Origin of the sequence: Maribacter sp. UBA3344 (genome assembly GCF_002362375.1) — a bacterium.
GTDB classification, from domain to species: domain Bacteria; phylum Bacteroidota; class Bacteroidia; order Flavobacteriales; family Flavobacteriaceae; genus Maribacter; species Maribacter dokdonensis.
Window position 1 is genome coordinate 92,923 of sequence record NZ_DERI01000021.1, and the last position, 13,780, is coordinate 106,702.

The following is a 13,780-nucleotide window of genomic DNA, read 5'->3' on the forward strand; positions in this document are numbered from 1 at the left end:
ATTGAGAAGAACACTATTCAATTCTTAAATATAAGATAAATTGATGCATTTAATGTGTCTTTTTCAACAACTAAATCAAACAACAGACAGTAAATTTTTATGAAAACAATCAAAGGACCAGCCGTATTTTTGGCACAGTTTGTAGACAGCAAAGCCCCTTTCAACACCCTTGACGGAATGTGTAAATGGGCATCTGACCTTGGTTACAAAGGCATTCAGATTCCTACATGGGAAAGTTTCCTAATCGATTTGGACAAGGCGGCCGAAAGTCAGACCTATTGCGATGAGCTAAAGGGAAAAGTAAACTCATATGGCTTAGAAATCACAGAACTTTCAACACACCTTCAAGGTCAATTGGTAGCGGTACACCCTGCGTATGACCTTATGTTCGATTCTTTTGCACCCGATAATGTACGTGGCAATGCAAAGGCAAGAACAGAGTGGGCAGTAGAAACGGTTAAAAAAGCCGCTACGGCCAGTAGAAGATTAGGGCTAAACGCACACGCAACTTTTTCTGGGTCGTTACTATGGCATACTATGCACCCATGGCCACAAAGACCAGCCGGTTTAGTGGAAATGGGTTTTGAGGAATTGGCAAATAGGTGGTTGCCGATCTTAAATCATTTTGATAAAGAAGGTGTAGATGTATGTTATGAAATTCACCCGGGAGAAGATTTACATGATGGCGATACTTTTGAGCGTTTTTTAGAGGCTACAGGAAATCATAAAAGGGTTAATATTCTTTATGATCCAAGCCATTTTGTATTGCAGCAGTTAGATTACATCACCTATATAGATCATTACCATGAGTTTATAAAATCTTTTCATGTTAAGGATTCAGAATTTAACCCAACAGGTAAAAAAGGTGCTTTTGGTGGGTATAATGATTGGGGAAATAGAGCTGGTAGATATCGCTCTTTGGGTGATGGACAGATAGATTTCAAGACCATCTTTTCTAAATTGACGCAATACGGATGTGATGTATGGGCAGTAATGGAATGGGAATGCTGTATTAAAAGTCCGGAGCAAGGTGCCCGTGAAGGGGCTAAATTTATTTCGGACCATATTATTGAGGCCACTGAGAAGACCTTTGATGATTTTGCTGGTGCGGAAATAGATAAGGAAATGTTGAAGAAAATGTTAGGACTTTAAAAAGAGAATAAATGAAGAAGTTATTGGTAAGTGTCACTTGTTTTTTGGCAATGATGTCATGTAAGCAAGAAAAGAAAGAAACGGTAAACGCTACAGTAGTAGAAGAAGTTGAAGTCGTTGAAAATGAATGGGAAGTACTGTTTGACGGTACTTCGTTAGATCAGTGGAAAGAGTTTAAGACTGACGGCGTAAGTGATGCATGGAAAATTGAAGGTGATGCCTTGGTATATACGCCACCAGCGGAAGGTGAAGAACAAAAAAACCATGATTTGGTTACCAGAAAAGAGTATACCGATTTTGTTTTGACACTTGATTGGAAAATATCGGTAGCAGGTAATAGTGGTGTATTTTGGGGAGTAAGCGAAGATGAGAAATTTGGTACGGGTTATCAAACCGGTCCCGAAATTCAAATTTTAGATAACGATAAGCATCCAGATGCCAAAGCGGGTACAACGCACCAAGCATCGGCTTTGTATGATATGGTAGCCCCTGCCAAAGATGCAACCAAACCAGTAGGTGAATGGAATACGATGGTCATTACGGTGAACCATAAAGAGCATAAGGGTAGTGTTACTTTGAACGGTGAAGAAATGGTAACTTTTCCGGTAGCTAACGATGAATGGGACGCTATGGTTGCAAAATCTAAATTTGCCGGATGGGACGGATTTGGAAAGTATACCACTGGTAAAATTGGTTTGCAAGACCACCACAATGTAGTGTCTTTTAAAAATATTAAAATTAAACAACTTTAATAGCATTAAGTTATGAGAAAGAATAACACTTTAATGATGTTGGGGGCTATTTTGGTTTTGGTGTCTTGCCAAGAAAAAGTATCTACCGATGTTGTAGAAACTATGCAGGCTAAAGATAGTGTGATCGTTTATGAGGAGTATATGGGCGAGGAGCCTACAAAACCCGAAGAAACTGAATTCTACGAACCCAAAGTGCCTGTTGTTAAACCTGGCGGGGTTGGGTCTGCCCCAAGTGATGCCATTGTGCTTTTTAATGGTACTGACTTAAATAATTGGATAAGTACAAATGATAGTACGGCTGCTAAATGGCACTTGAACAAAGATGGCAGTATGACGGTAAATGATAAGACCGGTAACATACAGACCAAGCAAAATTTTGGAGATGTGCAATTGCATATAGAATGGAAATCTCCTTTACCAGTGCAGAGAGAAGGGCAAAATAGAGCCAATAGTGGTGTGTTTTTAAATGGTATTTATGAAGTACAGGTATTGGATCAAAATGATAACCCAACCTATGTAAATGGGCAAGTAGCTTCTATATACAAGCAACACGTGCCATTGGCTATGGCTTCTGTGCCAACAGGGGAATGGAATACTTATGATATTATTTATCACGCACCGGTATTCAACAAAGATGGCGGTAAAATAAAATCTGGCGATATCACGGTAATCCATAATGGCGTGTTGGTTCAAGACCATGTTGAACTAAAAGGTACTACGCCATATATTGGATGGCCAAAAAACCCACCACATGGCAAGGGACCTTTAATGTTACAAGATCATGGCGACGATAGTCGCGTAAGTTTCCGTAATATTTGGGTTAGGGAGCTTTAAAAAAAATAATTTAATAATTGAGGAGTAAACAAGAGTTCGGTTTTGTTTGCTCCTTCTTTACATATGTATGGTAATAGGTTTTACATTAGATTTTTCAATTACCTTACCTTTGTCTTAATCTTAAAATGAATTTATGATTCAATCCATGACCGGTTTCGGTAAGCATGTAGTTCAGTTACCTAATAAAAAGATTACCGTTGAAATCAAATCACTTAACAGTAAGAGTATTGATTTAAATGCGCGTATGCCCTCCAGTTATCGTGAAAAAGAGTTAGAACTTAGAAAGTTGGTAGCTAATTCTTTGTTACGTGGAAAGGTGGATTTTAACTTGTACGTGGAACTTACCGGTAATGAAACCTCTACTCAGGTAAATGAAATAGCGGTTAAGCAATACATGAATCAATTAAAGAATATAGCTTCTGGTGATGATCTTAGATTATTGGAAATGGCATTGCGTTTTCCCGATGCCATGAAGACAGATAAGGAAGATATTGATGAAGAGGAGTATAAAGCCATAAAGGAAGCTTTAATAGGTGCTTTAAAAGAAATCAATGAATTTAGATCCGAAGAAGGCAGTGTTTTAGAAAAGGATTTTTTAGATAGAATAGCTTCTTTGGAAAAATTGTTGGAAGAGGTGATCGCAATTGACCCAGATAGACAGGCAACAATACGTGAGCGATTAGAAAAGGCGGTGCAAGATATAAAAGCTGATGTTGATGCAAATAGGTTTGAGCAAGAGCTTATTTATTACTTAGAAAAATATGACATTACCGAAGAAAAGGTTCGGCTGGCCAATCACTTGGATTATTTTAGTAAAACATTACGTTCAAATGATAGTAATGGTAAAAAATTAGGGTTTATTTCTCAGGAAATAGGTCGTGAGATCAATACTATTGGGTCTAAGGCCAACTTTGCCCCAATGCAACAGCTTGTGGTGCAAATGAAAGATGAGCTAGAGAAAATCAAAGAACAAATGTTAAACGTATTATAGATGAAAGGCGGTAAACTAATCATTTTTTCTGCGCCATCGGGTAGTGGCAAAACTACCATTGTTCGGCATTTATTGGCGCAACCAGAGCTGAATTTGGCTTTTTCGGTCTCTGCGACTTCACGCCCAAGAAGGGGGAAAGAAAAAAACAAGGAGCATTATTACTTTATGTCGGTTTCAGAATTTAAGAATCATATTAAAAATGATGATTTTCTGGAGTGGGAAGAAGTTTACAGGGATAATTTCTATGGTACGCTTAAAAGTGAGGTAGAACGTTTATGGGCAGAAGGCAAGAACGTTATTTTTGATATTGATGTTGTTGGCGGATTACGTATTAAAAAGAAATTTCCTGAACAGACCTTGGCGGTTTTTGTAAAACCCCCTAGTGTTGATGAGCTTAAAATAAGACTTAAGAAACGCAGTACCGAGAGTGAAGACAAAATTAACATGCGTATTGCAAAGGCATCGGTAGAATTGGCTACGGCACCTCAATTTGATAAGATTATTAAAAATTATGATCTTGATGTGGCTCTAAAAGAAGCGGTGGATCTAGTAGCAGATTTTGTTTCTGAAGACAAAGACTAGTATGTTATGAAGAAGGTAGGATTATACTTTGGTACCTTTAACCCTATTCATATTGGTCATTTAGTCATTGCGAACCATATGGTGGAGTTTTCTGATTTGGATGAGGTTTGGTTCGTAGTAACCCCACAAAGTCCGTTTAAGACAAAGAAAACACTTTTAGACAACCATCAAAGATTCGAGATGGTATATGAAGCCACAAAAGAGTACGATAGGCTAAAACCTAGTAATATTGAATTTAACTTACCCCAACCGAATTACACGATAAATACACTTGTTTATTTGGGGGAAAAGTATCCAAATGGATATGAATTTTCGTTGATAATGGGTGAGGATAATTTAAAAGGGCTGCATAAATGGAAGAATTATGAGGCTATTTTAGATCTACATAACATTTATGTATACCCTAGAATTTCAGAAGGTGCTATAGAGCATCAATTTAAAGATCATGAAAAGATACATCGGGTAAATGCTCCTATTATGGAAATCTCTTCCACGTTTATACGAAAGGAATATAAAAACGGTAAAAACATTAAGCCATTATTACCACCAGGGGTTTGGAAATATATGGATGAAATGAATTTTTATAGATAGTACCCCAAGAATCCCAGTAATTAACTCGCTGGCGCTATGTTTGCTGGAATTATATTTTTGGTCTTTGCGAATGCAAGGGAAAGCTGGCCGTCCTGAATATCGTCTAGTACCCATTGTCCATTAGTATATTCCATTACCCAAATTTTTTCTTCTTCATCAAATTTACTACTACCCTGAACAATTTTATGGGTGTCAATATCTTTTAGATAATCCATAATATTGGCAGTAATTAGAAAGGCAATTCTTGATCCTTCTAGACCTTCATCTTCTGAAATCTCAAGATATAATGGTTTAACAGATTTTATGCCATCAACTTTACAAACATTCCTTAGGTTTTCTTTTTTCCATTCGTCCAAATGCACCAATTGCTGATTTTGCCAGTACCAATGACTAATGTAGCTAGAGGCTTCTTTTAAGTCTTGATTATTCCATGCGATATAGACCCTGTTGAATATATTACGTACATTCTTATCTAAATTGAGCCAAGAGAAATCTTTATTTCTTTTGCCTAATTCCAATAATTCTTTTTTACAGTTTTTAACGGCAAAATATTCCCTGAAATAAACGTAGATAGTAAGAGGAAAAAATATAATTCCAATAATGCTTAAAAGTACTTTTCCCCACCAGGTCTTAAAAATTGCCTTCACCACAGTTCCGCCAGGTCCGGCATACATAGGATCAATATCAAAAAGAACTAGGGTAATAACCAGTATCAGTAGTATATAATGACTCTTTCTCATGCTAAAAATGAATTAGGGTTCATTTAATAACTGAGAATATACTGAATTTAGTATATCAATATATAATTATAGTGAATTTGCTTTACGTAGGTTATCGGTAGCTAGGTATACATCACCTTTATTATAATACCATGCACGTACTTTAGGAATTTTAATGCCGTTTACCGTAATCATCTCTGAAAGTAGAATGTACTCGCCATCATTTTTACTTTCATCATGAAAGAACTGATATACCTCCATGGCGTAGGTTTTAGGGTCAAAGTAAAAATACCAAGTATCATTACCTACTTCTTTTTCATACGTGGCTTTTAATACTAAATACTCCTTTCCTTTAAAAGTCTTCTTAACTACGTTATTATCTATTATAGTACCCGGATCTTTCAATTTCATAGGAAGACCATATAGATAGGTATAATAGTTTTTCATCATCTTAGCGCGATCGCAGCTAATATTCAAGCTATCCTTAATCTTTGGGAAGATAGAAGTACTGCCGTTCAATTTCAATGTACATTCACCATTGTCCAATTCAGATTCAATAGTATAATTGTCTTTTTTAACTGTAGATTTAAAATAGTTGTTAGGCAGCTTCATTTCAATCACAGTGCTACGTAGACTGCTTTTAGGGTTTTCCATTTCAATGAGCATTTTACCTTTAAAACTAGACCAGTTATTTTCTGGGTCATGATAGGCAATGGCACGTTCCAATAACTGAGTTCCTGTAATTTCTTGAGCATAATTTAATACCCCGTGTAGCAAGAAAACGGATAGCAAAACATATTTCATAAAACGTGTTGTTTAAAGTGTATCTCCTTTAGTCTAATGTTGCCGGTTTAACATCGGCATCATGTTCCTTGTAATATAGCTCTAGAAGGTTCATGGTCGCCGTCATTAAATCTTTAGTCTCTAGTAAGATAGTAAAATATAACGTAGTGTTTTTAGGACTGGATTCTTCTGACCTGGTGCGCTCAACCTGAAGGCTTATTTTTTGGGATACCAAATCATATAATTCTTGTTTGTTATTAAGAATGTTACCTATTTTCTCAAATGATCTTTCGTCAAAAGCATGATAGGTATTATCTAGAATTTCGGCAAGTTTAATATCTATTTGCTTCAGTTCCTTGATTTGGTTATACTTTAATTTTTTATGGTTATTGTTAACGTGCTTGTGACTTACTTTACCAATATATTCCAATGATTGTGAAATATCTGTCAAGTGGCCCATGGCATTTATATAGAAATTACTGGCACCTATATGTGCTTCTTCCAAATTTTTAATAAAATAGAAGGTGTGGTTTCTTAGGTCTTCAATTTCCTTGGCCAATTTGGCGCCTTGCTTCTTGTTTTTATGAAGAGAGCTTAAGTCTTGTTTCGCAAGTCCGTTAATGGAGTTCGAGTATATTTTGTTGGCTCTTTTAACGACGTTTGCAATATTCTTGGCACTTTCCTCAATAACCCCTTGAATAGAACTGCTTTCTGCACGTTGTAAGATTTCCTCTTCTTTGGTTTCCTTTAATTTTTTGGTGTGTGATAAGTAGTTCTTGCCAATTAAGATAAAGGCAAAAATCAATAAGGCTCCAATTGCCCAAATACCTCCTAAATGTATAACATAAGCAATGATCGCTGCCGCAACAAAAGCTACAACGGCGGTAAAGAACCATCCGCCTATAACATTAAGCACACCCGCAACTCTATATACCGCACTTTCCGATCCCCAAGCTCTATCTGCCAAAGATGTACCCATAGCAACCATAAAGGTTACGTAAGTTGTAGATAATGGTAGTTTTAACGATGTAGCCAAAGAGATCAATACACTGGCAACCATTAGATTTACGGAAGCTCTAATTAAATCAAAAGCAGGCTGGTCTTTAGCTTTTGCTTTTTGGGCATATGATGTTGGCTTAATAAATTGTTCGTTGATTCTATTTTGAATTGCTACGGGAATTAATCCGTTTAAATTTTCTGAAGCTTTAATGGAGAATTTAACAATTTGCCTAGACAGGTAATTGGGCTCAAAACGCTCTTCTCCTTCATCTTGTCTAGAAAGATCCACACTAGTCTTTACAACATTTTTTGCTTTAGATGAAAACCATAGCGTAACCACCATGATTATACCAGATGCCAGTAAAAGATAGGTTGGGGTCTGTACAGCGACCGCAAGCCCTTTCATATTGTATTCTGAAGCTAATTGACCAGATTCTGACCAACTTAAAAAAGATTCATAAGCAGCCAATGGAACCCCAATAAAGTTTACCAAATCGTTACCTGCAAACGCCATGGCCAGCGCAAAAGTTCCTAAAATGATAATTACAGTATAAATATTCCACTTCAGAAAAGTGGTTGCTGCCCAAGAAAGTACAAACCATAAAGCGAAATTTCCTAAAAGAAATAATTCTGGATTTTCGGCAATGAACATAGCTGCCTCAGGACTAATGATCGAAGTGCCTTTAAGACCTTTGATCAATATGAAATATATAATCGCAGTGATGGCCATACCACCAAAGATTGCACCTACCCACTTTGGCTTTTCGTTGAATTTAAAGGATATTAAAACCCTTGTAAAAAATTGAACAATGGCACCAATGGTAAAAGCAATGACGACCGATAATAGGATTCCAATGATAATCTCGGTGGCCTTATCTGTATTTATATAGTCGGTTAAATGTGTAATATTACCATCGCCAGAATATATTTTAACAAGCGATATTGCTACGGCCGCACCCAATAGTTCAAAAACAATGGAAACTGTTGTTGATGTGGGCATACCAAGGGTATTGAAAAAATCCAGTAATAATATATCCGTAATCATAACGGCCATAAAGACGATCATGATTTCTGCAAACACAAATTCTGACGGATTAAAGATTCCTTTTCTGGCAACTTCCATCATTCCACTAGATGATATTGCGCCAAACGCTATACCAACACTGGCAACGATCATTATGGTTTTAAAGGAAATTGCTTTTGAACCTATTGCTGAATTTAAAAAGTTGACGGCATCATTACTAACACCTACAATTAAATCGGTTATGGCCAGTACGGCCAATGCAATAATCATGAATAAATATATGTTCTCGCCCATCAAAAAATTAAATAAGGAACAAAAATGATACTATAAATTATCATTCAGGTTAACATAAGGTTATGAAGTTAAAATCGTATTTCATGCAATGATGATTAATACTTTCAAAGAAACCAAGTTTTGTTGATGAAAATACTACTTTTCTTTTGAAATAGATTTTTAAAAGCACGTATTGGTCAATTTTTAAAGAGTAAAAATCGACTAAAAAATGTGCTAATATTACTTGGTTTTATTTACGGCCAACTCCAATGCGGTTTCCGTCTCGGCAGATGCGGAACTTACTTTAGTAGAAGAAGGCATTGGTAAACTTTTGGCATAAAGTGTTTCTAAAATTGTGGCCTGTTCCCCTTCTTTTACCAAAACCTCTAGACGCATAGGTTCGTATCCCATGAATTGAACAAGAATATTGTGCTTGCCAGGGGCAATATCATTGAATTCAAAGTTACCTCTAAAGTTGGTTTGTGTAGAAAAAGTGGCATCGTCCAAAGAAACAGAGGCCATTAATAGAGGCTCGTTATAGAACTCACCGTCCAAAATTTTACCTTTAATAGAGCTGGTCTCTTGTGCAAATGACAAGGAGGTTATCATTAGGGCAAATAGAACAAATACTTTTTTCATCGGTTATTTAGATTCTCGCGCAAAGAAAGGTACTCAAGGTTAAGAAAATGTTACCTAAGAATTATGAATACGTATTTTAAAGGTTAAGATTCTAGTATATAATGACTTAGTTGTGTCATAATTCAAAAGCTAAAAAGTAGTAAATGCCGTATCTTGCGGCTTGTAAATAATGGGTTAAAATGAATTGGGAGCAACTACTTTCTTTACGCAGACAAGGCGATAAAAATAAACGATTAAGAAATGAACAAGATGAAACTAGGTTAGGGTTCGATGTTGATTATGATCGTATCATCTTTTCATCCGCTTTTAGAAGTCTTCAAGATAAGACCCAAGTTATTCCGTTATCTAAAACTGATTTCGTTCATACAAGACTGACCCATAGTTTAGAAGTATCTGTTGTTGGCAGAAGCTTAGGTAGGTTAGCGGGCAAAAAAATTATAGAGAAACATCCGCATTTAAAAGAAGTACATGGTTACCAATTCAATGATTTTGGAGCTATAGTCGCTGCGGCCGCCTTGGCACATGATATTGGAAATCCTCCTTTTGGCCATAGTGGGGAAAAAGCAATAGGAGAATATTTTAAAACTGGAAACGGACTAAAATTTAAAGAACAGTTTACGCCGGTAGAATACCAAGATATTATTGACTTTGAAGGTAACGCAAACGGATTTAGATTATTGACCCAAGATAGGGCAGGAGTGTCCGGGGGTCTACGCTTAAGCTATGCCACTTTAGGGGCATTTATGAAGTACCCTAAAGAATCTTTGCCCAAGAAACCTTCCAAACACATTTGCGATAAGAAATTTGGATTTTTTCAAAGTGAGAAAAACATATTTGATGAAGTTGCCAAAGATTTAGGTTTACCTGCCAGAAGTCTAAACGGTTCCGTTGCTTATGGTAGGCACCCTCTAACCTTTTTGGTAGAAGCCGCAGATGACATTTGTTACACGATAATTGATTTTGAAGACGGTATTAATTTAGGTTTGATTTCTGAAGATTATGCTTTGGAATACCTGATAAAATTGGTTAAGGATACTATAAATACCAAGAAGTATAATTCATTGGAGTATATGGAAGATAGGCTTAGTTATCTGCGGGCCTTGGCTATAAACACCTTAATACAAGATGCGGTCTCTATATTCATAGAACATGAAGAAAGTATTTTGAACGGTACTTTTGAAGTATCCTTATTGGACAAAAGTAAATTTAAGGCCCAAATTGAAGATATCATAAGCTTAAGCGTTCAAAAAATATATCAATCGCAAGAAGTGGTAGAGAAAGAGATTGCTGGCTATACCATTATTTCAGATATTTTAGATGTGTATATTGATGCGCTTATCGGTAAAAAGAACAATACGGCATCTAATTATCACAAACTCATTTTAAGGACCTTACCGGGTTTTTACCAGCAAACAGACGCATCATTATATCAAATTGTTTTAAACACTTGTTGCTACGTGGCTAGTCTTTCTGATAGTGCCGCAGTGCATATGCATAATAAAATAAAGGGCAAGACTCTTTAGAAGCCGTATAGTAAACCTACGCCCAATACTTGCTTAAACTGTATTTTGGGTGTTCCAGGATCAACAATGGTTCCGTTATCATTTTTGACTACGTCAAAAAGAATATCGTCATCATAGATCATTTGGGTGCCTAAGCTTGTACTAATAAATTTGTTCACCTTCATGTTCAAGGTCAATTCCCAATCAACATCAACGTTTCCAAAACTCTTAATATAATCGGTATAGAGGTTCAGCCTACTTTTCAATTCAATATTGTCGGCAATATTATAATTGAAATTATTGGTAATAAGAATACCAATTTCCAATAAGTGATTTTCCCCAGGAGTAATAACGTTGCCATCAGCATCTAATTCTGCTTCTTCCACACCAAAGGCACCATTATCTGCCAAGTCTTGATCTAAAACAAAAGTTGATTTTTGGGTTAAAGGAGATAGGTATAGGTTAAATTTTTCGTCTTTGGTAATATATGATGTACCCGCACCAAATAGTAAGTAACCCGGAGCCATAAATCTTGATATAGGCGTATCTCTATCTGGGTACTTGTAACCGTTGGAAAATTGGGTATTAAAGTTTAATTGTACCGAGTAGAACCACCTGCTGGTATTATCTTTTTTAAAACCTAGATTAGAGGTTAATCTTATGACATCTTCGGTTTTTCTAAGTTTTTGCCCTTCTTGGGCATTCAAACCGTAGCGTAACTCTAAATTGTTTTCCCATTGAAAGTTACTGAACTTGTATTTTCTGGCAAATTTTAGAAATCCTAGACCACTTATGGCGTTATCACCACCGGCATTCCAATTCACAAAGGCGACTTCACTGATATTGATACCAAAACTATTTTCAGTTTCCCAAAAAGAAGGTACTCTAAAACGTTGAAATCCCTTTTGGAGTGTTTTGGTTTTTTTAAAATCTATGTTGGGTATCTGTAGGTTTACATCTTTTCTTGGAGAGTAAATTTTATCTACGGTTCTTCTGATTACAATGGTGTCTACCGCAATACTATCAACGGTTACACTGTCAACAATAATAGGTGCCGGTATAGTATCTTGACCATGAGAAAATTGGATCAACAAAAGAAATGCGGGTAGTAAAAGGTAATAAGGTTTAAAAGCTATTCTTTTCATAGAAACTGTTGTACATATTGTTTTACGGACATCTTATCTATTCCTGCTTCCTTGTAGAGTTTTTCTGTAGCTCCATGGGTGATATAGAAATCAGGAACTCCAAATATCTTAATTATTTTATGGATTCCAATATTATTTGCAAATTCTAACACTGCACTGCCAAATCCGCCAATCGCCGCGCCGTCCTCTAAGGTGATGATATGTTCAAATTTTATAAGTATTTCTTTTAATAACTTGTTATCCAGAGGCTTTATAAAAGGAAAGTTGTAATGCGCTATAGCATCGGGTTGGTTCAATTCTTCTATCATTTCAGATATCATATTGCCTATAGGTCCGGTGCTTAGAATAGCAATTTTATGTCCTTTCTTTAATGCTACAGCTTTACCTATGGGAAGTTTTTTCATAGATAATTGCCAGTTCAACATTTTTCCCCTACCTCGTGGATATCTAATGGCAATAGGGTGGTCTAACCCTAACTGAGCGGTATACATTATATTTCTTAGCTCTTCTTCGTTCAATGGGGAAAAAATTGCAAGGTTAGGGATGCATCTTAAATAAGAGATATCATAAACACCATGGTGTGTTGGTCCGTCTTCGCCCACTAAACCTGCGCGATCCAAACAGAAAATTACAGGTAAATTTTGCAAGGCCACATCATGAATTACCTGGTCATATGCACGTTGTAAAAAGGTAGAATAGATATTGCAGAAAACAACCATGCCATCAGTGGCCATACCGGCAGCCAGGGTAACGGCATGCTGTTCGGCTATACCTACGTCGTAGGCTCTTTCTGGAATTGTGGCCATCATATATTTTAAAGAACTACCTGTTGGCATAGCAGGCGTAATACCCACAATTTTTTCATTTTTTAATGCCAGTTCCACTATGGTCTTTCCAAAAACATCTTGAAATTTTGGAGGTTCAAGTGCGGCATTTTTCCTTTGCAACTCTCCCGTTTGCTTGTTGAACTTACCGGGTGCATGGTAGGTTACTTGATTTTCCTCTGCTTTTTGCAGCCCTTTGCCCTTTGTAGTAATAACATGTAAAAGTTTAGGACCATCAACATGCTTTAAAATTTCCAATACTTTGATTAAGGATGGCAAATCATGACCGTCTACCGGACCGGTATAATGGAAATTAAGGCATTCAAAAATGTTCTCTTCTTTAGCGGATCCTGTTTTTACGTTGGTCAAGTATTTCTTTAATGCACCAACGCTTGGATCGATCCCCATGGCATTATCATTTAAAACAATTAACATATTGGCTTTGGTTTCTCCTGCATGGTTTAACCCCTCAAATGCCATGCCACTTGCAATAGATGCATCGCCAATTACTGCAATATGTTGCCTTTCTGGTTTTCCTTGTAGTTGTGCCGCCAATGCCATTCCCAATAATGCTGAAATAGAAGTTGAGCTATGTCCTGTACCAAAAGCATCAAACTCGCTTTCTTTCATTTTTGGAAATCCACTAATACCACCAAACTGACGGTTGGTGTCAAAAATATCTTTTCTACCGGTCAGTATTTTATGTCCATATGCTTGATGACCAACATCCCAAATAAGCTTGTCTATAGGGGTGTTGAACACATAGTGTAGTGCAATGGTCAATTCCACAACGCCTAAACTGGCACCTAAATGGCCTTCTTTTACAGAAACAATATCTATAATAAATTCACGTAGCTCAGTAGCCAATTGCCTTAAATTTTCCTGATTTAAAGGTTTTAGGTCTTTCGGTGAATTGATATGTTCTAGTATCGATTTCAAACTGCGGGTATAATGGGACAAAAATACTTTT

13 protein-coding genes are annotated in these 13,780 nt (G+C 36.5%); 7 read left to right on the forward strand and 6 right to left on the reverse strand.

Going from position 1 to position 13,780, the window contains the following annotated elements; genetic code table 11:
- Positions 1-99: 99 nt before the first annotated feature.
- The 6 genes from B2Z27_RS13660 to nadD all read left to right on the forward strand — a co-directional run bounded on the left by B2Z27_RS13660 (position 100) and on the right by nadD (position 4,902).
- A complete protein-coding gene (locus B2Z27_RS13660; RefSeq protein ID WP_286814060.1) occupies positions 100-1,152 on the forward strand; it encodes a sugar phosphate isomerase/epimerase family protein in 1,053 nt (350 codons plus the stop codon).
- An 11-nt stretch (positions 1,153-1,163) separates the two neighbouring features.
- Complete coding sequence (locus B2Z27_RS13665) at positions 1,164-1,904, forward strand: 3-keto-disaccharide hydrolase (protein WP_286814061.1); 741 nt, start codon at positions 1,164-1,166, stop codon at positions 1,902-1,904.
- 12 nt (positions 1,905-1,916) lie between these two features.
- Positions 1,917-2,738: a 3-keto-disaccharide hydrolase gene (locus B2Z27_RS13670; protein ID WP_058104393.1), complete on the forward strand. Its 822-nt coding sequence runs from the start codon at positions 1,917-1,919 to the stop codon at positions 2,736-2,738.
- 133 nt (positions 2,739-2,871) lie between these two features.
- Positions 2,872-3,729: a YicC/YloC family endoribonuclease gene (locus B2Z27_RS13675; protein WP_091607635.1), complete on the forward strand. Its 858-nt coding sequence runs from the start codon at positions 2,872-2,874 to the stop codon at positions 3,727-3,729.
- Positions 3,730-4,311: a guanylate kinase gene (gene gmk / locus B2Z27_RS13680; protein WP_071340976.1), complete on the forward strand. Its 582-nt coding sequence runs from the start codon at positions 3,730-3,732 to the stop codon at positions 4,309-4,311.
- 6 nt (positions 4,312-4,317) lie between these two features.
- Positions 4,318-4,902, forward strand: a complete 585-nt coding sequence (gene nadD, locus B2Z27_RS13685) for a nicotinate (nicotinamide) nucleotide adenylyltransferase (protein ID WP_286814062.1) — start codon at positions 4,318-4,320, stop codon at positions 4,900-4,902.
- Positions 4,903-4,922: 20 nt separating this feature from the next.
- Here nadD and B2Z27_RS13690 read toward each other — a convergent pair whose 3' ends face one another.
- The 4 genes from B2Z27_RS13690 to B2Z27_RS13705 form a co-directional block, all read right to left on the reverse strand.
- Positions 4,923-5,642: a hypothetical protein gene (locus tag B2Z27_RS13690; RefSeq protein WP_071340978.1), complete on the reverse strand. Its 720-nt coding sequence runs from the start codon at positions 5,640-5,642 to the stop codon at positions 4,923-4,925.
- A 66-nt stretch (positions 5,643-5,708) separates the two neighbouring features.
- Positions 5,709-6,425, reverse strand: coding sequence for a DUF6503 family protein (locus B2Z27_RS13695; RefSeq protein ID WP_286814063.1), 717 nt, complete (start codon positions 6,423-6,425; stop codon positions 5,709-5,711).
- 28 nt (positions 6,426-6,453) lie between these two features.
- Positions 6,454-8,721, reverse strand: coding sequence for an inorganic phosphate transporter (locus tag B2Z27_RS13700; protein ID WP_286814064.1), 2,268 nt, complete (start codon positions 8,719-8,721; stop codon positions 6,454-6,456).
- A 219-nt stretch (positions 8,722-8,940) separates the two neighbouring features.
- A complete protein-coding gene (locus B2Z27_RS13705) occupies positions 8,941-9,339 on the reverse strand; it encodes a carboxypeptidase-like regulatory domain-containing protein (RefSeq protein WP_286814065.1) in 399 nt (132 codons plus the stop codon).
- A gap of 179 nt (positions 9,340-9,518) precedes the next feature.
- On the opposite strand from B2Z27_RS13705, the gene B2Z27_RS13710 reads away from it, so the two are divergent.
- Positions 9,519-10,862: a deoxyguanosinetriphosphate triphosphohydrolase gene (locus tag B2Z27_RS13710; RefSeq protein WP_286814066.1), complete on the forward strand. Its 1,344-nt coding sequence runs from the start codon at positions 9,519-9,521 to the stop codon at positions 10,860-10,862.
- Here the strand turns inward: B2Z27_RS13710 and B2Z27_RS13715 are convergent.
- Positions 10,859-11,986, reverse strand: a complete 1,128-nt coding sequence (locus B2Z27_RS13715) for a DUF3078 domain-containing protein (RefSeq protein ID WP_091607624.1) — start codon at positions 11,984-11,986, stop codon at positions 10,859-10,861. The two genes, B2Z27_RS13710 and B2Z27_RS13715, sit on opposite strands and share 4 nt — an antisense overlap.
- Positions 11,983-13,749, reverse strand: coding sequence for a 1-deoxy-D-xylulose-5-phosphate synthase (locus B2Z27_RS13720; protein ID WP_286814067.1), 1,767 nt, complete (start codon positions 13,747-13,749; stop codon positions 11,983-11,985). Before B2Z27_RS13720 ends, B2Z27_RS13715 begins: the two co-directional genes overlap by 4 nt.
- Positions 13,750-13,780: the final 31 nt, after the last annotated feature.